The 21747-nt window shown below is 66.6% G+C and carries 20 protein-coding genes and 1 tRNA gene; 12 read left to right on the forward strand and 9 right to left on the reverse strand.

All coding sequences use genetic code 11. The annotated features are described in order from the left end of the window. Positions 1-57: 57 nt before the first annotated feature. From OX89_RS05040 to OX89_RS05070, 7 genes are all read left to right on the forward strand, one after another. Complete coding sequence (locus tag OX89_RS05040) at positions 58-948, forward strand: formate dehydrogenase accessory sulfurtransferase FdhD (protein WP_047349806.1); 891 nt, start codon at positions 58-60, stop codon at positions 946-948. Between the two features lie 73 nt (positions 949-1021). Then, positions 1022-3595: an ABC transporter permease gene (locus OX89_RS05045; RefSeq protein ID WP_234305506.1), complete on the forward strand. Its 2574-nt coding sequence runs from the start codon at positions 1022-1024 to the stop codon at positions 3593-3595. Positions 3596-3603: 8 nt separating this feature from the next. Beyond that, entirely contained in the window at positions 3604-3831 is a 228-nt protein-coding gene (locus tag OX89_RS05050) for a hypothetical protein (RefSeq protein ID WP_015914103.1), read from the forward strand. A 45-nt stretch (positions 3832-3876) separates the two neighbouring features. Then, on the forward strand, positions 3877-5448 hold the full coding sequence (locus OX89_RS05055) for a bifunctional aminoglycoside phosphotransferase/ATP-binding protein (RefSeq protein WP_047349807.1): 1572 nt from the start codon (positions 3877-3879) through the stop codon (positions 5446-5448). A gap of 43 nt (positions 5449-5491) precedes the next feature. Beyond that, positions 5492-5878, forward strand: coding sequence for a TraR/DksA family transcriptional regulator (locus tag OX89_RS05060; RefSeq protein ID WP_015914101.1), 387 nt, complete (start codon positions 5492-5494; stop codon positions 5876-5878). 42 nt (positions 5879-5920) lie between these two features. Further along, positions 5921-6346, forward strand: a complete 426-nt coding sequence (locus OX89_RS05065) for a group II truncated hemoglobin (RefSeq protein ID WP_047349808.1) — start codon at positions 5921-5923, stop codon at positions 6344-6346. 138 nt (positions 6347-6484) lie between these two features. Further along, positions 6485-8566, forward strand: a complete 2082-nt coding sequence (locus OX89_RS05070; protein WP_047349809.1) for a bifunctional 2',3'-cyclic-nucleotide 2'-phosphodiesterase/3'-nucleotidase — start codon at positions 6485-6487, stop codon at positions 8564-8566. A 134-nt stretch (positions 8567-8700) separates the two neighbouring features. Here OX89_RS05070 and OX89_RS05075 read toward each other — a convergent pair whose 3' ends face one another. The 3 genes from OX89_RS05075 to radC are packed head-to-tail and all read right to left on the reverse strand — an operon-like array spanning position 8701 to position 11293. After that, complete coding sequence (locus OX89_RS05075) at positions 8701-9369, reverse strand: Smr/MutS family protein (protein ID WP_041838884.1); 669 nt, start codon at positions 9367-9369, stop codon at positions 8701-8703. Next, positions 9366-10580 carry an esterase-like activity of phytase family protein gene (locus OX89_RS05080; protein ID WP_047349810.1) on the reverse strand — a complete coding sequence of 405 codons (1215 nt, stop codon included), beginning with the start codon at positions 10578-10580 and terminating at the stop codon, positions 9366-9368. Before OX89_RS05080 ends, OX89_RS05075 begins: the two co-directional genes overlap by 4 nt. After that, a complete protein-coding gene (radC, locus tag OX89_RS05085) occupies positions 10577-11293 on the reverse strand; it encodes a DNA repair protein RadC (protein WP_015914096.1) in 717 nt (238 codons plus the stop codon). The genes OX89_RS05080 and radC overlap by 4 nt, the downstream gene beginning before the upstream one ends. Before the next feature lie 82 nt (positions 11294-11375). On the opposite strand from radC, the gene OX89_RS05090 reads away from it, so the two are divergent. The 3 genes from OX89_RS05090 (at position 11376) to OX89_RS05100 (ending at position 14433) form a co-directional block, all read left to right on the forward strand. Beyond that, complete coding sequence (locus OX89_RS05090; RefSeq protein WP_015914095.1) at positions 11376-11852, forward strand: peptidylprolyl isomerase; 477 nt, start codon at positions 11376-11378, stop codon at positions 11850-11852. 13 nt (positions 11853-11865) lie between these two features. Next, the gene (gene ispH, locus OX89_RS05095; RefSeq protein ID WP_047349811.1) at positions 11866-12861 is read left to right on the forward strand and encodes a 4-hydroxy-3-methylbut-2-enyl diphosphate reductase; all 996 of its coding nucleotides are present in this window, start codon (positions 11866-11868) and stop codon (positions 12859-12861) included. 249 nt (positions 12862-13110) lie between these two features. Continuing rightward, positions 13111-14433: a hemolysin family protein gene (locus tag OX89_RS05100; RefSeq protein WP_047349812.1), complete on the forward strand. Its 1323-nt coding sequence runs from the start codon at positions 13111-13113 to the stop codon at positions 14431-14433. A gap of 3 nt (positions 14434-14436) precedes the next feature. Here OX89_RS05100 and OX89_RS05105 read toward each other — a convergent pair whose 3' ends face one another. Continuing rightward, positions 14437-15117, reverse strand: a complete 681-nt coding sequence (locus tag OX89_RS05105; protein WP_047349813.1) for an HPP family protein — start codon at positions 15115-15117, stop codon at positions 14437-14439. Positions 15118-15249: 132 nt separating this feature from the next. Here OX89_RS05105 and serS point away from each other — a divergent pair, with 132 nt between their 5' ends. Both serS and OX89_RS05115 read left to right on the forward strand, forming a co-directional pair. Further along, on the forward strand, positions 15250-16578 hold the full coding sequence (gene serS, locus OX89_RS05110; RefSeq protein ID WP_047349814.1) for a serine--tRNA ligase: 1329 nt from the start codon (positions 15250-15252) through the stop codon (positions 16576-16578). 34 nt (positions 16579-16612) lie between these two features. Beyond that, a tRNA-Ser gene (locus tag OX89_RS05115) sits at positions 16613-16697 on the forward strand. A gap of 116 nt (positions 16698-16813) precedes the next feature. On the opposite strand, the gene OX89_RS18460 is transcribed toward OX89_RS05115, so the two are convergent. From OX89_RS18460 to OX89_RS05140, 5 genes are all read right to left on the reverse strand, one after another. After that, a complete protein-coding gene (locus tag OX89_RS18460) occupies positions 16814-17608 on the reverse strand; it encodes a hypothetical protein (RefSeq protein ID WP_157497322.1) in 795 nt (264 codons plus the stop codon). 1019 nt (positions 17609-18627) lie between these two features. Continuing rightward, a complete protein-coding gene (locus tag OX89_RS05125) occupies positions 18628-18933 on the reverse strand; it encodes a hypothetical protein (protein ID WP_052952242.1) in 306 nt (101 codons plus the stop codon). A 7-nt stretch (positions 18934-18940) separates the two neighbouring features. Continuing rightward, complete coding sequence (locus OX89_RS05130) at positions 18941-19861, reverse strand: hypothetical protein (protein WP_047349816.1); 921 nt, start codon at positions 19859-19861, stop codon at positions 18941-18943. Next, positions 19858-21195 carry a site-specific integrase gene (locus OX89_RS05135; protein ID WP_047349817.1) on the reverse strand — a complete coding sequence of 446 codons (1338 nt, stop codon included), beginning with the start codon at positions 21193-21195 and terminating at the stop codon, positions 19858-19860. The genes OX89_RS05130 and OX89_RS05135 overlap by 4 nt, the downstream gene beginning before the upstream one ends. Beyond that, positions 21192-21446, reverse strand: coding sequence for a hypothetical protein (locus OX89_RS05140; protein ID WP_157497326.1), 255 nt, complete (start codon positions 21444-21446; stop codon positions 21192-21194). The genes OX89_RS05135 and OX89_RS05140 overlap by 4 nt, the downstream gene beginning before the upstream one ends. Between the last annotated feature and the right edge of the window lie 301 nt (positions 21447-21747).

A 21747-nucleotide genomic window follows, 5' to 3' on the forward strand; every position in this document is an offset into this window, starting at 1 on the left:
CCTGCACGCCCCGCCGCGCTCTGCGCGCCGGGGCGTCGTTACGTGTACGCTGCTCCCATGACGCCAACGTCCCAACCACAGACCCTCTCTCGCCATGCCAGTGTGCCGCGGCTCACGCAGGCGGTTGCGCCGCTCACCCATGCGGTGCAAGCCATCAACGAAAGAGGCGAGCGCGAAGAGCTGTACATTCCCGCCGAACGCCCGCTCACGGTGTACGTGGATCGGCGCGAGCTGGTCACGCTGATGACGCTGGGCGCACACCCCGAACTGCTGGTGTTGGGATACCTGCGTAACCAGCGGTTGGTGGATTCCGTGGAGGAGATCGAGTCCATCACCGTGGACTGGGAGGTCAACGCCGCCGCCGTCGCCACGCGCCGCGGCATCGCACGCATCGAAGAGCGCACCGCGCGCAAGGTCGTCACCACCGGCTGTGGCCAGGGCAGCGTGTTCGGCGGCTTGATGGACGAGGTGGCCGGCATACACCTGCCTCCCGCGCAACTGACGCAGGCCGAGCTGTACGGTATCGTCAACGCCATCCGACTTCAGGAATCCACCTACAAGTCCGCTGGCTCGGTGCACGGCTGCGCCCTGTTCCAGGGGCCGCAGATGCTCGTCTTTGTGGAGGACGTGGGACGCCACAATGCCATTGACACCATTGCGGGCTGGATGTGGATGCAGCAGCCTGCAGAGGCCATGCAGGGCAGCGACAAAGTGTTCTACACCACGGGTCGCCTCACGAGCGAGATGGTCATCAAATCCGCCCAGATGGGGGTGCCCATCGTGGTGTCGCGCAGCGGTATGACGCAAATGGGGCATGCCGTGGCCAGCCAGCTGGGGCTGTGCGCCATCGGACGTGCGACCAATCGGCGCTTTCTCTGCTACAGCGGGGCGGATCGGCTGGTGCTGCAGCCAGAGCTGGCACAGGCGCCGCCTGTACCCGCTGCGTAGCGGCGCAAGGGGCCCTATGTGGCCAATGGCGGTCACTGAGGCACACATAGTGCCCGGTGGCATGATGCACGCCATGCCCGCATCCCCCGCCTCCGCATCTTCGCAAGACTCGCCAACCGGCCGCATCGCTGTGCCATGGGCTCGCCTGGGCTGGCGCACGCTCTGGCGTGATCTGCGCGCGGGCGAGTTGCGCCTGCTCATGGTCGCCGTGACGCTGGCCGTGGCAGCGCTCACCTCGGTGGGTTTCTTTGCGGATCGAATTCAGGGTGGCCTGGCGCGCGACGCACTGCAACTGCTGGGCGGCGACGCAGTGGTGGCCAGCGACAACCCCACGCCCGTCGCGTTTGTGGAGCAGGCACGGGCGCTGGGTTTGACGGGCGTGACCACCCTGAGCTTTCCCACCATGGGGCGCGCGCCCGACCTGCAGGGCGGCGCCAGCCGGCTGGTGGCGCTCAAGAGCGTGGAGCCGGGCTACCCGTTGCGCGGCCGCCTGCAGGTGGCGGACGCCCCGCAGCGCCCCGGCATTCCTACACACAGCATTCCGGCGCAGGGCGAGGTCTGGGTGGACGCTCCGCTATTGGAGTCGTTGGCGCTCCAGTTGGGTGACTTCCTGCTGCTGGGGGACACGCAACTGCGCATCACGCGCATCATCACGCTGGAGCCCGACCGCGGGGCGGGCTTCATGAACTTTGCCCCGCGCGTGATGCTCAATGCGATGGATCTGCCCGCTACCGGGCTGGTGCAGCCCGCCAGCCGCATCACTTACCGCTTTGCGGTGGCCGGCACACCGGACGCCGTCAAGCGCTTCACCGCCTGGGCCAGTGCGGCGGCGGCCGAGCCGGGCATGCGCGGCGTGCGTGTGGAGTCGCTGGACAGCGGCAGGCCTGAGATGCGCCAGACGCTGGACCGCGCGCAGAAGTTCCTCAACCTCGTGGCGTTGCTGGCGGCGTTGCTCTCGGCCGTGGCCGTGGCGCTGGCGGCGCGCGGCTTCGCCAACGAGCATCTGGACGCCGCCGCGCTGCTGCGCGTGCTGGGCCAGAGCCAGCGCACGATCGCCGGCGCCTACGTGATGGAGTTCGCGCTGGTCGGCCTGTTCGCCAGCGCGCTGGGTGTGCTGCTGGGCTTTGCGGTGCACCATGTGTTCGTGTTGCTGCTTGCGGGGCTGGTGGAATCGGCACTGCCTGCGGCCAGCCTCTGGCCCGTGGCCTTCGGCGTGGGCGTGGGCCTCACGCTGATGTGCGCCTTCGGCCTGCCGCCGGTGCTGCAGCTGGCGCAGGTGCCGCCGCTGCGCGTGATCCGGCGTGACCTGGGGAATGTGCGGCCCACGTCCCTGGCTGTGCTGGGCCTGGGCGTGGCGGGGTTTGCGGCGCTGCTGCTGGTGGTCAGCCGCGACTGGAAGCTGGGCGCGATCGCCGTGGGTGGTTTTGCCGCAGCCGCGCTGCTGTTTGCCGCGCTGGCCTGGGCGGCCGTGGGGCTGCTGCGCAAGAGTGTGCGCGAGACCACGGCGCCGCGCTGGCTGGTGCTGGCCACGCGCCAGATCGCCGCGCGCCCCGCCTATGCCGTGGTGCAGGTAAGCAGTCTGGCGGTGGGGCTGCTGGCGCTGGTGCTGCTGGTGCTGTTGCGCACGGACCTCATCGCCAGCTGGCAGCGTGCCACGCCGGCCACGGCGCCCAACCGTTTCGTGATCAACATCCTGCCGGACCAGGCCGAGGCCTTTCGCCAGATGCTGCAGCGGGCTGGCGTGGCGCAGTACGACTGGTACCCCATGTTCCGCGGCAGGCTGGTGGCCATCAACGACCGCCCGGTGGGCATGGACGACTATGAGGACGACCGCGCCAAGCGCCTGGTGGACCGTGAGTTCAACCTCTCCAACGCCCACGACGCGCCGGAGCACAACCCCATCGTGGGCGGGCGCTGGACCCCTGACGAGCACGGCGCCGTGAGCGTGGAGGAGGGTATCGCCAAGACGCTGGGCCTCAAGCTGGGCGATCGACTGCGCTTTGACATCGCCGGCGTGCAGAGCGAGGCGCGCATCACCAGCCTGCGTCAGGTGGACTGGAGTTCCATGCGTGCCAATTTCTTCGTGATGTACCCGGTGGCGCAGATGCCCGACGTGCCCTACACCTACCTGGCCGCCTACCGCGCACCGCAGCAGCCGGGCTTTGACAACGCGCTGGTGCATGCCTTCCCCAACATCACCAACGTGGACATGAGCGCCACGCTGGCCCAGGTGCAAGGGGTGCTGGCGCAGGTGATCCGCGCGGTGGAGTTTCTGTTTGCCTTCACGCTGGCGGCTGGGCTGGTGGTGCTGTTCGCGGCCGTCACCGCCACGCGCGAGGAGCGCGCACGCGAATTCGCCATCATGCGTGCCGTGGGCGCGCGTGCCAGCCTGCTGCGACAGGTGCAGCGTGCCGAATTGGCCGGCGTGGGCCTGCTGGCGGGCTTCCTGGCCAGCTGTGTGGCCGTGGCCGTGGGCTGGGCGCTGGCGCGCTATGTGTTCGACTTCAGCTGGACGGCCCAGTTCTGGGTGCCGATCGCCGGTGCGCTGGCGGGTGCGCTGCTGGCGCTGGCGGCGGGTTGGTGGGGTTTGCGCGAGGTGCTGCGCCGCCCCGTGGTACAGACGTTGCGCAGCGCAGCGCAGGAGTGAGGAGGGCCATGCCGCAACACGACACGCCGCATTGGGAACCCGACTGGTCGCAGGCGCCCGAGGGCTGGGATTGGCTGGCGCAGGACGAAGACGGGCGCTGGTACTGGTACCGCACGCAGCCGCAGGTGGGTGTGGGCGGCGGCGTGTGGCGCTCCAACTCGCGCAACCAGCAGTACGCCGGCCAGGGCCTGCCCAACCCGGCCTGGGACGCCTCGCTGCGCCATCGTCAACAATGATTTTGATAGCTGCCAGCGCTTGCTGGTATTGCGCTGGAGGCCAATTTGCTTATTGACGCAGACGAGAGTGCCGATCTGGCTGCCGCGCTGTGTCGGGCCCTGGGCGTGGCCGAGGGGGGGCCGGTGGAGCATGTGCAGACGCACCTGTCGCATCTGCTGCTGACCCCTACGCATGCCTACAAGCTCAAGAAGCCGCTGCACCTGCCCTTTGCCGATTTCCGCACGCTGCAGGCGCGGCGCCATTTCTGCGGCGAGGAACTGCGCCTGAACCAGCGCCTGGCGCCCATGCTCTACCGGGACATACTGCCGGTGGTGGGCAGCGCCAAGGCGCCGCGCCTGGGGAGCGTGGAGGAAGCCGGCAACGCTATCGACTGGGTGCTGCGCATGCGCCGCTTTCCCAAGGGCAGCGAGGCCGACGCCCTGGTGCGCGCCGGCGCGCTGCTGCCCGCGCAGGTGGACGCGTTTGCCGTGCATCTCGCGCGCTTTCACGTCGGCGCGCCGGTGGCGCCGCCGGATGGCGGCTGGGGCACGGCCGTGCAGGTGGAGCAGGCCATCACCGGCGTGCTGGACACGCTGGCGCCGCTGCTCGGCGAAGCCGAGAGCGCGCGGCTGGCGGCGCTGCGCATGTGGTTCAGCGCGCGCCAGCCCACGCTGGCCCAGTGCTGGGCCGTGCGCCACGCCACGGGCCATGTGCGCGAAGGCCATGGGGACCTGCACCTGGGCAACGTGGTGCTGCTGGCGGGTGTGCTCACCGCCTTCGACTGCATCGAGTTCAGCCCGCCGCTGCGCTGGATCGACACGCTGGCCGACGCGGGTTTCTTCAGCATGGACCTGCATGCCCATGGCCGGTCGGACCTGGCCTGGCGCTTCCTGGACGGCTACCTGGCGGTCACGGGCGACTATGCCGGCCTGGCCGTGCTGCGCCCCTACGAGGTCTACCGCGCGCTGGTGCGGGCCATGGCCGCGCGCCTGCGTGCTGCGCAGGGTCTGGCGGGGACATCGGGGCCGGACTATCTGGCTTGCGCCGAACGCCTGGCCGCGCCGCTGGCCCCCCGCCTGCTGATCACCTACGGACTGTCGGGGTCTGGCAAGTCCACCGTCGCCGCCGCGCTGCTGGAGCAAGGTGCCGTGCGCCTGCGCTCGGATGTAGAGCGCAAGCGCCTGTATGGCCTGGCGGCGCTGGACCGCTCCGCCGCGCGGGGCGTGGACATCTATACCCCCGAGGCCTCGCAGCGCACCTTCGCGCACCTGCGCCAGCAGGCCCGCGCCGTGCTGCAGGCAGGCTACCCGGTGATCGTGGACGCGGCCTTCCTGCACCGGCGCGAGCGCGACGCCTTTCGCGCGCTGGCAAGCGAATTGAGCGTTCCGTTCACCATCCTGCATTGCCATGCGGACCCACAGCAACTGCGCGAGCGCGTGCTGCGCCGCAGCGCGGCCGGCACCGACCCGTCGGAGGCCGGCCTGGCCGTGCTCGCGCGCCAGCAGGACAGCGCCGAGCCACTGGCGCCCGACGAGCAGGCGCAGGTGCTGGACCTGGCCACCGACCGGGCATGGGATGCGGCCGCGCTGTGGCGCCGTTGGCAGGCGGCGGGCCGTGGCGCGGAGGGTGGTGCTTGATGTGTGTCAACATGCCTCGTATCGCCAGTGGCATGCTGAAACCATGAACACCACCCCTCTCTCCGATTCCCAACGCGAACAGCTGCGCGGCGCGCTGGAGCAGCGCAAGCAGCAATTGCTGGCCGAACTGGGCGAGGCCCAGCGCGACACGCTGGCCGTGGCCACCAACCGCGCCGATGCCGAGCGGCTGGACGACCGCAAGGACCAGGCCGACCGCATGGCGCAAGCCACCGTGCGCGATGCCGAGGCCACGCGCGACCACGACGAGCTGGTGGCGGTGCGCGCGGCCCTGGCACGCCTGGCCGACGGCAGCTATGGCGAGTGCACCGACTGCGGCCAGCCCGTGGGCGTGGCCCGCCTGCTGGCCCAGCCCGCGGCGGCGCGCTGCATTGCCTGCCAGTCCAAGGCCGAGGCGCGCGGCGAGCGTTGACAGCCCTGAGGAAGCGGCGCCGGCGCCGGCCCGCTTTCTACAATGGCGCGTATGTCAGCACCTGATCCCGCGCCGTCCGCCCCCACGCCTGCCACACCGTTCGAGCGGATCGGCGGCGAGCCGCGCATCCGCCAACTGGTGGACCGTTTCTACGATCTCATGGACCTGGAGCCCGGCTACGCCGAGCTGCGTGCCAGCCACGGCACTACCCTGGATGACGCGCGCGACAAGCTGTTCTGGTTCCTCTGCGGTTGGCTCGGCGGGCCCGACCACTACCAGAGCCGCTTCGGCCACCCGCGTTTGCGCGCGCGCCACATGCCGTTTTCCATCGGCATCCTGGAGCGGGACCAGTGGGTCGCCTGCATGGACCAGGCCATGGGGGAAGTGGGCGTGCCCGACGACCTGCGCGCGCGCCTGAACGAGAGCTTCATGGGCACGGCCGACTGGATGCGCAACCGCGGCGGTTGAAATAGCTATTGATTCAATAGCTATTGGCGCTGGTGGCAAGGGCGGTGAAGACGGATGCGACATGTGGACCCGCGGCGTCACATGCCTGTCAAACCCGCCCTACAGACTCTGGCGTTTTATCCACCACCAGGGTCTTCCATGCAGGACACTTTCTTGCGCGGCCAGCCATTTGCCACGCGCCTTGCCTTTGTTTTCCCCCGTCGCCATGCGCTGGGCGCGCTGGCCTGTGCCGCGCTGCTGGCCGCCTGCGGCGGCAACGACGACGATGGCGACAGCTCCGCCGCCACGCCCGCCACGGCCACGCTGGCCGTGCTGGAAACCACCGATCTGCACTTCAACGTGCGCAGCTTCGACTACTTCAAGCTGGCTGAGGACAAGACCTACGGCTTCGAGCGCACGGCCACGCTGGTGCGCGCCGCGCGCAAGGAGTTCGCCAACACCCTGCTGGTGGACAACGGCGACACCATCCAGGGCACGGCTCTGGCCGACTACGAGGCCACGGTCAGCCCCATCCCGTGCACGCAGCAGCTGTCCATGTACAAGGCCATGGGCGCTTTAGGCTTTGACGCGGGCACGCTGGGCAACCATGAGTTCAACTACGGCCTGCCGTTCCTGAACCAGGTGCTGGGCGGCGGCCTGGAGGTGGACGGCGTGGACGCCACCAAGAAATGTGCGGGCAACGGCTATCCCGCCGTGCTGGCCAACGTGTACAGCAGCAAGACCAAGAAGCCCCTGGTGCAGCCCTACACGGTGCTGGAGCGCACGCTGGTGGCCAAGTCCGGCGACGGCAAGGAGGTCCAGCTGCCCATCAAGATCGGCGTGATCGGTTTCACCACGCCGGGCATCATGAACTGGGACAAGCGCTTCCTGGAGGGCAAGGTCTACACCGAAGGCGCCGTGGAGGCCGCGCAGAAGTACGTGCCTGAGCTGCGTGCCAAGGGTGCCCAGCTGGTCGTCGCGCTGCTGCACGGCGGCCTGGACGCCAGCAGCTATTCGCCCACCATGGAGAACCCGGGCCTGCACCTGTCCAAGGTGCCGGGCATCGACGCCATGGTCATGGGCCACCAGCACAGCGTGTTCCCGGACCTGTCGGCCAAGCCCGCCTTCACGCAGGCTGGCGTGGACAACAAGGCCGGCACCATCAATGGCGTGCCTGCCGTGATGGCCAGCTCCTGGGGCAAGGCGTTGGGCGTGATCCAGCTTGCGCTGAAGTGGGACGGCAAGGCCTGGAGCGTGGACAAGGCGGCCAGCAAGAGCGAGCTGCGCAACATCCAGACCAAGGACGCCGCAGGCGCCAACGTATTCGTGGCCGCCGACCCCGCCGTGGCACCGCTGATCGAGAGCCAGCACCAGGCCGCCATCAACTACGTGAAGACGCCGATCGGCAACACCGACTTCCGCATGAGCACGCTGTTTGCCGACGTGGGCGACCCCGGCGCGATCCAGATCGTCAACCAGGCGCAGCAGGCCTACGTGGCGGCCTACATCCAGGCCAACCTGCCGCAGTACGCGCAATTGCCCGTGCTGTCGGTGAGCGCGCCGTTCAAGTCGGGCTTCCAGGGCGGCAAGGACTTCACCGACGTCGCGGCCGGCCCGCTGGCCATCTACAACGCGGCCGACCTGTACCTGTACCCCAACACCGTGTACGCGGTGAAGGTGAACGGCGCCGACGTCAAGGACTGGCTGGAGGCCGCCGCCAAGCGCTTCAACCATATCGACCCCGCCAAGGCCGGCGAGCAGGCGCTCATCAGCACCTTCCCCGGCTACAACTTCGACATGTTCACCACCGCGGACGTGCAGTACGAGATCGACGTGACGCAGCCCGTGGGCAGCCGCATCAAGGGCCTGACCTACAAGGGCCAGCCCATCGATCCGGCGCAGGAGTTCGTGATCGCCACCAACAACTACCGCGCCACCAGCGGCAAGAGCTTCATCCCGAAGCTGGACGGTTCGGCCACCATCTGGGCCTCGCCGGATGCCAACCGTGACGTGGTCATCGAGTACGTGCGCAAGAACCCGCAGGTCACGCGCGTGGCCAACGGCGCGGCCAAGAGCTGGCGCTTCACCCAGGTGTCGACCGCGGGCGACGTGGTGTTCAGCTCCGGCGCGGACGCGCTGCCCGTGGCCCAGGCCGCGGGGCTGGCCGGCGTGTCGCTGCTCGCGGCCGATGACGGCTCGGGCAAGGGCATGGCCAAGTACAAGATCGACCTGTCCAAGTAAGCGCTGCGCGTCCCCCCGCACGGGGGCGGGCCCACGGTGGTGCACGCCCTCGTGGGCCTTTTGCTTCTAAAACAATAGCTGCTGGCGCTTGATGGATAAGCGCTGGAGGCTGTTTTGGCTTGTAGTGCTGGTCGTCAGCCGCCCGGCCTGCGCCGCCCGGGCTGCAGCAGCACCACCAGCGCGCCCGCGCCGCCGTCCAGCGGCCGCGCCTGCACGAAGGCCAGCACCTCTTTCTTTTGCACCAGCCAGCGTTGCACCCGGCCCTTGAGCACCGGTGTGCGGCCGGGCGACCCCAACCCCTTGCCATGCACCACGCGCACGCAGCGCAGGCCCGTGCGATGGGCCAGTCGGATGAACTCGCCCAGCGCCTCGCGCGCCTCGTCGGTGCGCAGGCCGTGCAGGTCCAACTGGCGCTGGATGCTCCAATGCCCTCCGCGCAGCTTGCGCGTCACGTCCAGCCCGATGCCCGGGCGGCGAAAGCTGAGCTGGTCGTCCACGTCCAGCAGCGTGGTCACGTCGAACTCGTCGCTCAGCGACTCGCGCAGCACGCGCTCTTCGTCCAGCGCGCGCTGCACGGGCAGGGGCTCGGGCGGCTCGGGCGTGGACCAGCGCCGCTCGTGTCCCCGCTTGAGCGGCTGCACGGGGCCCACCGCATCGGCGAACAGGTGGCGCTCGGCGCGGGCGCGCCGCTCGGCCTCGCGGCGCAGGCGCTCGCGCTCGGCCCGCTGCTGCGCGGCCTCCTGCAACGCACGGCGCAGGGGCTTGAGGTCGGCGAAGGAACGGGCGGTGAGGGCGGCGTTCATGGGCTGGCGGTGGTTGTACCGCATCGTCCATGTCCGCCCTGGGGGTCCAGGTATTCGGCAGCAATGAACTGCGTGACCTGCGCGGGGTTGAAGTTGTCGTCGCTCACGAAGACCAGCACGCAGCTGCCCGCCGTGCTGCCGCCTGCGCCACCGCCGGGCAGGGACGGGCCCCAGGTCATGCCCTCCAGATTGTCCACATCCAGGCCCAGGGCGGCGAAGTCGGCCACCAGGGTCTTGGGGGGGCTGTGGTGGTTGGCGGGGGTGAGCGCATCCAGCGCCAGCGTGTCGCTGCCCGCGCGCGTGTCGATGCGGTACAGCCGCGCGGCAAAGCCGGCGCCGGCGCTGTAGGCGCGCTCCAGCACCAGCAGGTGGTGCGCACCGTCGGCCAGGATCTCGCTCACGCCGTTCATCTGCGGTCCCCAGGGCAGGCGGCGGGCCTGCGGCACGGCGTCGGGCGGGTAGGCGATCTGGCGCAGCGCTTGGCCGCTGACCAGGTCGATGGCCGTGATGCGCACCGGCGCACCGCCCGATGCGGGCGTGGCCGGGGGGCCGTCCTGGCGCCAGGGCAGTTCCATGGACAGCCATGCGGTGCGGCCATCGGGCGCCAGGGCGAGGCCCTCCAGCGTGCCGTTGCTGCGCGGTCCGCTGCCGGCCTGGGGCGTGAAGCGGGCGGGCAGGGCGACATCGCGCACGGCCGCGCCGTCGGCGCGGCTTACGCGCAGTTGCGGGCCGAAGCCGCGGCTGAAGTCGCCCTCGCTGGTCCACACGAACTGCGCGCCGCCAGGCAGCCAGCGCACGGCTTCCGCGTCGGGCACGTCCATGCCGGGGTGCGCCCTCAGCCACGGCGCGTAGGGCCGGCCGCCGGCATGCAGCAGCGTATGCACGCCGGTGAATTCGGGCGGGGCGAGGGCGGTGGCGTCGTAGCGCAGCCGGGCGGTGTAGATGCGCGCCGGGTCATGGCTGGAGCGGTCGTCGCTGATGAGCAGGTAGGTGTCTTGCGCGGCGTTGTAGTCGATGCCGGAGAGGCCGCCCACCGTGGTGCCGCCATAGCGGGTGAGCGGCGGCACGGTGGCGGTGCCGATGAGCCGCAGCAGCGGGGCCTGGGCCGGCGGCTGCGGGGGCGGCAGGCGCGTGGCCAGCGGGGCGCAGCCCGCCATGGCCAGCAGCAGCGCCTGGGCCAGTACGCGCCGCGCGCGCCCCGGTGCGCTCACACCAGCCCTTGCTCGGCCATGGACAGGGCCGCGCCTGGCGCCACGATCACATGGTCGAGCACGCGCACGTCCACCAGCGCCAGCGCGGCCTTCAAGGTCTGGGTCAGCGCCTCGTCGGCGCGGCTGGGCTGCACGCTGCCGCTGGGGTGGTTGTGCGCCAGCACCACGGCGGCGGCATGGTGGTGCAGGGCGCGCAGCACCACTTCACGGGGGTAGACCGAGGTCTGCGTGAGCGTGCCCCGGAACAGCTCTTCCATGGCGATCAGGCGGTTGCCGCTGTCCAGGAACAGCACGGCGAACACCTCGTGCGTGCGCCCCGCCAGGTGCAGCTGCAGGTAGTGCTGGACGGCCTGCGGGGAGTCGAACACCTCGCGCTCGCGCAGCTGCTGGGCCATGGCGCGGCGGGCGAGTTCCAGCACGGCCATCAGCTCGGCGCGCTTGGCGGGGCCCAGGCCCTTGATGCGCTGCAGGTCCTGGCTGCTGGCGTGCAGCAGCCCGGCAATGCCGCCAAAGCCGCCGCCGGCGCTGCGGCCCGTGGCGGGGTCGCGCACGGGATCATCCAGCAGCTCCTGGGCCAGCTGCAGCACGCCCTTGCCCGCCAGGCCCGTGCGCAGCAGGATGGCCAGCAGTTCGGCGTCGGACAGTGCTGCGGGGCCGCGTGCGAGCAGCTTTTCGCGGGGCTGGGCATCCAGCGGCAGGTCTTTGAGGGGCATGGCGCGGTGGGCGCCGCCCCGGCATACGGCCGTGGGGGCTTGCCCGGTTTTCTACAATGCCGGCAGTTTATCGAGAGCTTTCATGACCGCAGACGCCTTCGCATCCTCGTCCTCCGTGCCCACTGTGCAACAGGGCTCGTTCCTCACGCTGCACTACCGCCTGGCCGGCCCAGCGGGTGACGTGATCAATACCTTCGAGGACAAGCCCGCCACGCTGTCGGTCGGCACGGGCGAGCTTTCGCCCGCGCTGGAGCAGCGCCTGATCGACCTGCCCGAGGGTGCGCGCGCCACGTTCGAGCTGGCCGCGGGCGAGGCTTTCGGCGAGCGCAACCCCGACATGCAGCAATGGGTGGCCAAGAAGCTGCTGAACGAGCTGGGCGACCCCCACGAGGAGTACACCGTGGGCGACGTGGTGCAGTTCCCCACGCCCGACGGCACGGGCCAGTACGCCGGCGTGGTGCTGGAGGTGCGCGAAGACGGCGCCGTGCGCTTTGACTTCAACCACCCGCTGGCGGGCGTGCCCGTCACCTTCGAAGTGCTGCTCATCGGCGTGCTCTGAACGGGACGCCGCCATGCAAAAACCCCAGGAAATCGTTCTGGCCGAGCCGCGCGGCTTTTGCGCGGGGGTGGACCGGGCCATCGAGATCGTCGAGCGCGCCATTGCCAAGTTCGGCGCGCCCATCTACGTGCGCCACGAGATCGTGCACAACACCTACGTGGTGAACGACCTGAAGGCCAAGGGCGCGATCTTCATCGAGGACCTGGACGAGGTGCCGCCCGGCGCCACGCTGATCTTCTCGGCCCACGGCGTGAGCCGCGCTGTTCAGGACGAGGCGCGCGCGCGGGGTTTCACCATCTTCGACGCCACCTGTCCGCTGGTGACCAAGGTGCATGTCGAGGTGGCCAAGCTGGCCAAGGAAGGCTACGAGTTCATCATGATCGGCCACAAGGGGCACCCAGAGGTAGAGGGCACCATGGGCCAGTTGGACCATGGCATCCACCTGGTGGAAGACGTGGCCGACGTGGCCCGTGTGCAGCCCGCGCAGACCGAGAAGCTGGCCGTGGTCACGCAGACCACGCTCAGCGTGGACGACGCGGCCGAAATCACCGCCGCCGTGCGCGCGCGCTTTCCCTCCATCCGCGAGCCCAAGCAGCAGGACATCTGCTACGCCACGCAGAACCGCCAGGACGCGGTGAAGCTGCTCAGCCCGCAGGTGGACCTGGTGATCGTGGTGGGCAGCCCCACCAGCTCCAACAGCAACCGCCTGCGCGAGCTGGCAGCGCGCCTGGGCACGCCGGCCTACATGATCGACAGCGTGGACGAGCTGCGCCACGAGTGGTTTGACGGCATCTCCCGCGTGGGCCTCACGGCCGGTGCGTCGGCACCCGAGGTGCTGGTGCAGGCCGTGATCACGCGCATCAAGGAACTGGGCGCGGTGGCCGTGCGCAAGCTGGACGGCATTAAGGAAACCGTGAAATTCCCGCTGCCCAAGGGCCTGAAGCTGGACACCGCGACGGGCCTGGAGATCACCGAGCGCCCGCCCGAAACCGGCCCGGGCGGACACTGAACGCACTTCTTCGCCCGCTAAAGCCGGGCGTCGCGGGGCTGCACAAACCCTGTCTGCGACAGCTTTGCTTCATTATTGATAGCTGCTCGCGCTTGATGGATAAGCGCTAAGGGCATATTTGGCATCTATATTGCAATGCCTGGGCGTGGGTGGGGCATGTGGCACCGGATGGCCAATCCCCCGCAGAATGTGGGCCTCTTTACAATTTCCGCTTCTTCACACCGTGGGGGCACGCTGGGCCCCCTGCATATGGAAATAGCAATACTGTTCGCCCTCATCCTGCTCAATGGCGTGTTCGCCATGTCCGAGCTGGCTTTGGTCTCCGCGCGCAAGACGCGCCTGCAGAAGCTGATCGATGAGGGCGATAGCGGGGCGATCGCCGCGGCCAAGCTGGGTGAGAACCCCACGCGCTTTCTCTCCACCATCCAGATCGGCATCACCTCGATCGGCGTGCTCAACGGCATCGTGGGCGAGTCGGCCCTGGCCAAGCCGCTGGGCGAGTGGCTGCTGGGCCTGGGGGTGGAGCCGCAACTGGCCGGCTACCTGGCCACGGGCCTGGTGGTGGTGCTGATCACCTACTTCTCGATCGTCGTCGGCGAGCTGGTACCCAAGCGGCTGGGCCAGAGCTACCCCGAGACGGTGGCGCGCGTCGTGGCGCGCCCCATCAACTGGCTGGCACTCGCCACCAAGCCCTTCGTGCGCCTGCTGTCGATCTCCACCGAGGGGCTGCTGCGCGCCCTGGGGGTGAAGGAGTATTCCGCCAGTGCCGTGACGGAGGACGAAATCCACGCCGTGCTGGCCGAGGGCACGAGTGCCGGCGTGATCGAGTCGCACGAGCACCAGATGGTGCGCAACGTGTTCCGCCTGGATGATCGGCAGATCGGCTCGCTCATGGTGCCGCGCGCGGACGTGGTGTTCCTCGATGTGGAGGAGCCTTTCGAGGAGAACCTGCGGCGCATCGAGGAGTCCGACCATGCGCGCTTTCCCGTGGTGCGCGGCGGCATGGAGAACATCCTGGGCGTGCTCAACGCGCGCCAGTGGCTGTCGCGCACGGTGCGCGATGCCCAGGCGCGCGACCTGACGACCCAGCCGCTGCAGACGGCGCTGTACGTGCCCGAGACCATCAACGCCCGGGAGCTGCTGGACAACTTTCGCCTGTCGGACGTGCAGATGGCCTTCGTCATTGACGAGTACGGCGAGGTGCAGGGCATCGTGACCGTGCAGGACATCATCGAGGCCATCACGGGCGAGTTCCAGCCGCGCGACCCTGAAACCTCTTGGGCCGTGGAGCGCGAGGACGGCAGCTGGCTGCTGGATGGCCACATTCCCGTGCCCGAACTCAAGGACCGCCTGCAACTGTCCACCGTTCCCGAAGAGGACCGCGGCCGCTACCAGACCCTGAGCGGCATGGTCATGTTGCTGACCGGCAAGCTGCCCAAGGTCACCGACACGGTGCAATGGGAGCGCTGGCGCTTCGAGGTGGTGGACATGGATGGCAAGACCATCGACAAGGTGCTGGCCTCGCGCCTGCCCGATGAGGAGGCCAGCGCCGATCCCGCGAGCGGCGACTGAGGCTCAACTCCACAGGTCCAGCGGCGGGTCCGCCGCCACCGCGCGCAGGATGTCGGTGCGCGAGATGAAACCCGCGAGCAACCCGCGCTCATCCGTCACCGGCAGGCCGGGCAGGCCGGTGTCCAGCAGCACGCCCGCCACGCGGCGCAGTTCCGTGTCCGCAGCCACCGTGGGCACGGGACTCACCATCACTTCGGAGACCGGCCGGCGCGCGAGCTCAATGGCCTGCTTGACCGCGCCGGGCTCGGGCAGCAGGTCCAGGGGCGCCATGTCGGCGCGCAGCAGCAGGCCCACCACTTGGCCCTGATCATTCACCACGGGGGCCTGTGCGATTTCGTGCTCGGCCAGCGTCTGCCACGCATCGTTCACCCGCTGATCGGGGGCCACCGCGAGCGCGCCCCTGGTCATCACGTCGCCCACGCGCGACAGCGGCTGACGCGGCTGGGCGGGGCCCTGCTCGGTCTGTACATAGGCCGATACGGCCTCCAGCAGGCGCAGGGGCTTGGGCGTCGCCGTCTGCGCCGTGGCGGGAGGGGCTGCGGTCGCAACAGGTGCCGCGTCGCTGTCCAGGGCGCGCGTGCGCAGGGCCTGGGGGCGGTGCACGCGCCGCACCGGCGCCACCTGCGCCAGCTTGTCCGGTCCACCCCGGTAGATTTGCCCCGAAGGGCCGAACACGAAAAACATGGTTTTGCCTCCTGACCCCTGGCCAATGCACCCGTATTGATGGTGCATTGCCATGTTATCGGCGCAAAACGCCGCGGCTTTCGCCCCAGTACGCTCTTAGCATGCCGGGCTGCGCCACTAAAATCGCCGCCTATGCTAGACATCCTCCTCCTTCGCAAAGACCTCGCATCGGCCGTCGCACGGCTGGAAACCCGCAAGAAGCCCCAGGCCTTCCTGAATGTGGAGGCGTTCCAGGCCCTGGAGTCCGAGCGCAAGACCATCCAGATGCGCACCGAGGAGTTGCAGTCGCAGCGCAACCAGCTGTCCAAGCAGATCGGCATGCTCATGGGCAAGGGTGAGAAGGACGCCGCCGAGGCTGCGAAAGCCCAGGTGGCCGCGATCAAGGCGGAACTGGACGGTTCTGCCACCCGGCTGGATCAGATCCAGGGCGAACTGCAAACGATGCTGGCCGCCGTCCCGAATCTGCCGCACGAGAGCGTGCCCGTGGGCTCGGACGAGAGCGCCAACGTGGAGGTGCGCCGCTGGAGCCCCGATGGCCCACAGCCGCGCAGCCTGGGCTTCACCCCCAAGGACCATGTGGACCTGGGCGAGCCGCTGGGCCTGGACTTCGACATGGGCGTGAAGCTCTCGGGATCGCGCTTCACGGTGATGAAGGGGGGCATCGCGCGCCTGCACCGGGCCCTGGCGCAGTTCATGCTGGACGTGCAGACCCAGGAGCACGGCTACACCGAGTGCTACGTGCCCTACGTCGTCAATGCAGACTCGCTCAAGGGCACGGGCCAATTGCCCAAGTTCGAGGGCGACCTCTTCGCGGCCCAGAAGGGCGGTCAGGACGCTGAGCCCGTACCCGACAACGCGCAGCTGTACCTCATCCCCACGAGCGAGGTGCCCCTGACCAACTTCGTGCGCGACGAAGTCTTGGCCGAGGCCCAGCTGCCGCTCAAGCTCACGGCCCATACGCCCTGCTTTCGGTCGGAAGCCGGCAGCTACGGCCGGGACACGCGCGGCATGATCCGCCAGCATCAGTTCGACAAGGTCGAGATGGTGCAGATCGTGCATCCCGACAAGAGCTACGAGGCGCTGGAGGAAATGACCCGCCATGCTGAGGCTGTACTGCAGAAGCTGGGCCTGCCCTACCGCGTAATGAGCCTGTGTACGGGCGACATGGGCTTTGGCGCCGCCAAGACCTACGACCTGGAAGTGTGGCTACCCGCCCAGAACACCTACCGTGAGATCAGTTCGGTGAGCAACTGCGAAGCCTTCCAGGCCCGCCGCCTGCAGGCGCGCTTCAAGAACGCGCAGGGCAAGAACGAGCTGGTGCACACCCTCAACGGGTCTGGCCTGGCCGTGGGCCGCACGCTGGTGGCGGTGCTGGAGAACTACCAGAACGAGGACGGCAGCGTGACCATTCCTGAGGTGCTGCGCCCCTACATGGGCGGTCAAGCCACGCTGCCGGTCTGAAATTTCCTGCTAGAATCGCGGGCTTCGACACACAGGAGAGGTGGCAGAGTGGTCGAATGTACCTGACTCGAAATCAGGCGTAGTGGCAACACTACCGTGGGTTCGAATCCCACCCTCCACTGCAAGTATTCATATCAGACGGGCCCGAGTGGCCCGTTTTGCATTTCTACCTTCTGCTTTATCTATCGCAGCGACGAGTGCGTCGCGGTGCGGCTAGCAGTTAGATGGGCATTCTTCATTTCCAGCCAGCCGCGTACACACCCTGCATGACTGCGATGTGTGTCTCGTTTACGGCCTGAGAGTATTGGCTCAATCTACTCCGAGTGATCTGCACAGCGTTGTTTTCATTCACGGCGAGGTGCGGCGCTCGTTCAATATCTCGGGGGCCCAGACGACCGTATCTGTGGAGGAGCACGTTGCGCACCATAGATGCCTCATTCAGAGTGTTTGAGGTATTTGTTGGGATAGCTATATCGGCTCCCAGCCAACCGAATAGCGTCGTCAATCGCGCGGCAATATCCCATCCACCGTCGGGAGTTTTTTGTTTCGCTTTCTGGTCAAGTTTTTGAGCGATTTCCAGACACTTCTCATCTGACCATGGCCAAGCTGCCATGTCATATGTTCCGCGAGCAAACTTGTCGGCAGCAGATGTTGCGGCGGAGTTGATCGTCCCCAGTGCAGCCGCGATGATGTTTTCAGTGCCGGTCTCGTACGCAGACCAAAGACTCAGGAATGCAAGCACATTGACGCGGTGATAGTCCTCCGCTTGCATTTCAGATACCCAGCGCATGTTGTCTTCTGCTTGAGCGACGAGTCTTGTGATCGTCTCAGGAGCGGCCCCTCTCTTCTGCCCCGCATCCGCCAGCAAGACTTTGTGTAGGGGCCCCAGTCCTCCCACCATGTGCAGGCAGTCAGTGAGATAGCTGGCCAGGAATCTATCTCCGACCAGTCGAGATCCGGTCTGAGCCACGGCATGCAGCACCTTGTGCTCTGGCGATGTTCCTAGCGGACGGTCGTGCAGTTCTGGCATGGCAGGTGCGAGTGGCTCGGGTAGACCTATCGTACCCGTGACCACGCTTTTTTCTCGTTGCCGTCAGTACGCCCGGAGCTTGGTTCCGCCCACCAATTTTGAGGAGAGAGTCGTTGGTCCCTTGAGGGACTCTCCTTTGACTGCCCTAGTCTTTGATGGCGCAGCAGCGATATCGTGATCCTTTGATTTCCGCCAGCCATAGGTTTCTTCCCAGCGTTTTATCTATCGTGGCGCACGAGGCTGCTCGTCTTTCCGACTACCCATTACTTCAGCCACTTCTCGAGTTCTGGTGCCGCCCCACCAAAGATGGTCCCGACGAAGAGCAGGACGACCCCAACGGCAGATACATGGACCCCGCCCGTTGCGGTGGATTCGATTTTTTTNGCGTCCAACGCTTCTTGTGCCTTCGCTTGGGCCTCCACTACCGCTACATGTGTTCTGCCTTGCGCGTCTTCTAGTTTCTTGACTATGCCCTCCAGATGCGTCACGCGACCTTCAATGGTTTGGTCGGCAGAGGGGCCGTGAGTTGTATGTAGATACCCTCGACCAGAGAGCCCAGACAGTATTCCGTTCACGCTGAGCGTTACTGCTGGAGGATGGAGTCGCGGGAATACCTTTATCCATGCCTTGAATTGCGAGCGGACGGTTGGTTGTCCGAAATCAGCTCGTGTTTTCAAGATACCCAACACTACTGTTAACACTCCGCCCAGCTGCAAGCACATGCCAGTCAGACGAAACGACTGTTCTGTCTTGCCGAATGTGCCTACGCTAGCGATAGATATGCCAACCCCCGCGATTGCCCACCAGTAGTAGCTATTGATCGGTACACGTAGTACCCAACGGCCTATCTCCCTCAGCCAACGGACAAGATTCTTCATAGTTCATGACTATCCAGATTGTTGCCACCCATTGTGTCAGGTGTGCAGATAGAGCTTTCATCATCATCGTTGCCTGCACTGCAGGCGATGCCACCTACGTCAGATTACCCAGTAGAGTTGCCGCGCCCAGTTCTCTTGAGACTACCCGCGCACGGGTTTACCAGGGAGAGCCAAACACGCCTTGCGACTGTCCTGGTCTTTGATCGCGTAGCAGCGATCCCGCGATCCTTTGATTTCCGCCAGACACTGGTTGCGCTTGTCACCATCCTTGATGCGATAGCAATTTCCAGGGTCCCGCTTGACCTGCGCCAGACAGTACGCCCGCTTGTCCGCATCCTTGATTGCGTAGCACTCCGAGGTGCCCGCCATGGCCTCCCCCATCCAGACCACTGCGATCATGCAGAGCGGCACGAGGAGGTGTCTTCTCGCTATGTTGTTGATGGTCATGGTGCCCTCATTCGCAGATGCTGTGGAACATGGCCTGCTCCTCGCCAGCGGTGCATATGGTCAGTTGTTGCCCATCACGTCGCCAGCGGAATCTACACATGGCCAGCCCTGATCCGCTACAGGTCTGCATTTCCGGACGGCCCTCACATCGGGTGTCACCCTCCATGCATTGATCTGCATCTTTGGAGATCACTGGCTGCCAGCCATCACGCGTCAGTACCACCCGCACCTGTGCATAGGATTCGTTGCGGGCGAATGGCGGGACAGGACGCCGTTTGATACTGGTCTGGGCCTGGGTTTCATCTACCACTGGCGGCGGCGAGCGATCATTCCCATCTTGTGATTTGCGAGAGATCATGAGTGGCGCGCGATTCTCTGCTGCCACAGCGTTGCCCGTGACCTTCTGCCATTGCCCGGCATATGCCCAGTATGTCTTCCCTTGGTAGGTGACCAGCATGCGCTTGGGTTTGAGGTGATCGGCATCCTTCGATGCTTGCCACTCCATCCAGTCCGCCTTCACAGGGTCCCCATGCGTCACCTCACGGCATTGCCCACGCGCGATCTTGCGCATTCTTTCTTGATAGAAAACCCAGTTACTACGCTGTAGGTAGCCAGCGTCGGTGACTATGCGCACCAGCACCTCCGGCTGGTGCCGAAATTTCTCCAGCAGAGCTTGGTTGGTTACGTCCGTGGCACCAATGATTTCATCGAATGATTGCTGCTGATGGCATAGCAGGGCAGGCTCGGTCATGGCCGGGCGCAGTTCCAGTTCTACGTCCGGCATGAGTAGTGCGACCGGGACCATGACTGCGACAGTCAGCCCGTACCACGCCATCACTACCTTGGCCTTGCCTATGCGGCCCTGCCTCCATGTGCCCGATGACCATGCAGTGAGAGACTTCCATTGGGTGGTGAGATAGTTTTTCATTGCATTGCTCCCTCTGTGTTGTTGTGCTGATTTGGTGTGTCGTCCCGTGTTGATGCGAGTGGGTCAGAGCTGTGACCGACAGTCATATTTCCGGCGCAGCGACAGAGGGCGTAGTCCGTCCAGTCCTGCATGAGCTGCTGCCGCTTGGCCAGGAGGTCACCACGTCGGTACGCTGCCTCCACCTTGTTGCCCACCGCATGGGCCAGTGCCATTTCTGCGACTTCGTTCGGGTAGTCGGTTTGCTCCGCGCACCAATCGCGGAACGTAGAGCGGAACCCATGGGGCACCGCCTCCAGCTTCAGGCGACGGAGTACCGCTGTGAGCGTCATGTCCGACAGTTGGCTACCCAGTTCGGGGTCACGGCTGTTAGGGCTCGGGAATACATACGCCTTGCCCATGGTGCGTCCTGCTGCGAGAGCGAGCGCTTTCATTTCTTGCAGGACTGCGATGGCTGCATCCGACAGCGGCACCCGATGGGCCTTACTGGCCTTCATGCGTTCAGCAGGGATGGTCCACACCCGCGCAGCCAGATCAATCTCCTCCCAGGTGGCACCGCGAACTTCTCCGGAGCGGGCTGCCGTCAGGATCAGGAATAGCAGGGCCTTGGCACCCATCCCCTCCTGACCCACCAGTTGCTCCATGAATACTGGCAACTGCGCATAGGGCAGCGCCTGAAAATGCGTCGTCTTTGTCAACTTGCCCGGAGCAGGCAACAGCTTGTCCAGCAGCCCCTTCCAGCGCGCAGGATTGGAGTCCGTACGGTATCCCCGTGCAATGGCCCAGTCGATGACCGATTCGATGCGACCGCGCAGGCGGGTAGCCGTCTCCGTCTTGCTGGACCAGATCGGCTCCAGCACCTTGAGCACCATCGCCAGCGAGATGTCCCGCACAGGCATCTTGCCTAGCACAGGGGTGGCGTACATATCCAGCGACCGTTGCCACTGCTGTGCGTGCTTGGCGTTCTTCCAGCCTTTCTCATGCGAGGCGATGTAGCGCTTGGCCGCCTCACCGAAGGTCATGCTGGTGTGGATTTCCGCGACCAGACGGGCCCGCGCTCTGCGCGCATCTTCGATAGGGTCGATGCCCTGCGCCAATTTGGCCCGCGCGGCCCGAGCCGCCTCCCGTGCATCGGCCAGCGTGACGGACGGATACGAGCCCAGGCCCAGGTCACGCCGCTTGCCTGCCACCTGATAGCGCAACACCCAGCTGCGCGAGCCGTACATCGTGACGTTGAGGATCAGGCCACGCACGCCGCCGACATGGTTGGTGCCACGGCGCCAGAGGGCTGCCACCTGGGCCGCGCCCAGCTCTTTGCGCGGTTCGCGGGGGATCATGGCCGCACCTCGACAGACGCAGGGTGATAGCCAGGGGGCTCATAGATCAGTACCTGCCACTCGCACACCGAAGCACGAGAGAGGGCTAGAGCAGGGTCTCCCCCATCCATGGCGATGAGCTCGCTTTCGACGGCGCGAGTGCGGCCCTCGGTGAGCCAGTCGGCCCAGGTGCGGTAGCGGGCGATCATCCCGGCGTCGCGCTGGTGGAGATAGACGACCTGCAGGGGTGCAGGCGGGTTGGGTGCAGTCAATCGAGTTTCCTCCTTGACCGCCACTCTGGAGAATTTCGAGGTCTTGCAGGAAATTTCGATTTCATCGTCCCGGAACCCGCATGGATCAAGGCGATGCTCTCCTCTCCCCAATTTTATTGAGCTGGTTGCTATCAATTTCATATCAATGACTCCTATGTCATTGATTTTCAATAGCTTTTTGTAGAGGCGGAGAGGGGGTGTCCGGAGCAGTCGCACAGCCTTGACGGACGAGACAGGGAGCGAGTTTTCTTGCCACGCGGGACACGGAGGCTCCCCGGTGATGGGGGGCGTGGAGGGGAGC

This window comes from Diaphorobacter sp. J5-51 (assembly GCF_001023515.1).
In the GTDB taxonomy this organism is placed as follows: Bacteria; Pseudomonadota; Gammaproteobacteria; order Burkholderiales; family Burkholderiaceae_C; genus Diaphorobacter; species Diaphorobacter nitroreducens.

Coding starts and splice junctions, on each gene's coding strand:
- OX89_RS05040 (WP_047349806.1), top strand. CDS start 58: ATGACGCCAACGTCCCAACCACAGACCCTCTCTCGCCATGCCAGTGTG.
- OX89_RS05045 (WP_234305506.1), top strand. CDS start 1,022: ATGCCCGCATCCCCCGCCTCCGCATCTTCGCAAGACTCGCCAACCGGC.
- ispH (WP_047349811.1), top strand. CDS start 11,866: ATGCAAAAACCCCAGGAAATCGTTCTGGCCGAGCCGCGCGGCTTTTGC.
- radC (WP_015914096.1), bottom strand. CDS start 11,293: ATGCCCCTCAAAGACCTGCCGCTGGATGCCCAGCCCCGCGAAAAGCTG.
- OX89_RS05060 (WP_015914101.1), top strand. CDS start 5,492: ATGAACACCACCCCTCTCTCCGATTCCCAACGCGAACAGCTGCGCGGC.
- OX89_RS05135 (WP_047349817.1), bottom strand. CDS start 21,195: ATGATCCCCCGCGAACCGCGCAAAGAGCTGGGCGCGGCCCAGGTGGCA.
- OX89_RS05070 (WP_047349809.1), top strand. CDS start 6,485: ATGCAGGACACTTTCTTGCGCGGCCAGCCATTTGCCACGCGCCTTGCC.
- OX89_RS05130 (WP_047349816.1), bottom strand. CDS start 19,861: ATGAAAAACTATCTCACCACCCAATGGAAGTCTCTCACTGCATGGTCA.
- OX89_RS05105 (WP_047349813.1), bottom strand. CDS start 15,117: ATGTTTTTCGTGTTCGGCCCTTCGGGGCAAATCTACCGGGGTGGACCG.
- OX89_RS05100 (WP_047349812.1), top strand. CDS start 13,111: ATGGAAATAGCAATACTGTTCGCCCTCATCCTGCTCAATGGCGTGTTC.
- OX89_RS05075 (WP_041838884.1), bottom strand. CDS start 9,369: ATGAACGCCGCCCTCACCGCCCGTTCCTTCGCCGACCTCAAGCCCCTG.
- OX89_RS05125 (WP_052952242.1), bottom strand. CDS start 18,933: ATGACCATCAACAACATAGCGAGAAGACACCTCCTCGTGCCGCTCTGC.
- OX89_RS18460 (WP_157497322.1), bottom strand. CDS start 17,608: ATGCCAGAACTGCACGACCGTCCGCTAGGAACATCGCCAGAGCACAAG.
- OX89_RS05050 (WP_015914103.1), top strand. CDS start 3,604: ATGCCGCAACACGACACGCCGCATTGGGAACCCGACTGGTCGCAGGCG.
- serS (WP_047349814.1), top strand. CDS start 15,250: ATGCTAGACATCCTCCTCCTTCGCAAAGACCTCGCATCGGCCGTCGCA.
- OX89_RS05065 (WP_047349808.1), top strand. CDS start 5,921: ATGGCGCGTATGTCAGCACCTGATCCCGCGCCGTCCGCCCCCACGCCT.
- OX89_RS05090 (WP_015914095.1), top strand. CDS start 11,376: ATGACCGCAGACGCCTTCGCATCCTCGTCCTCCGTGCCCACTGTGCAA.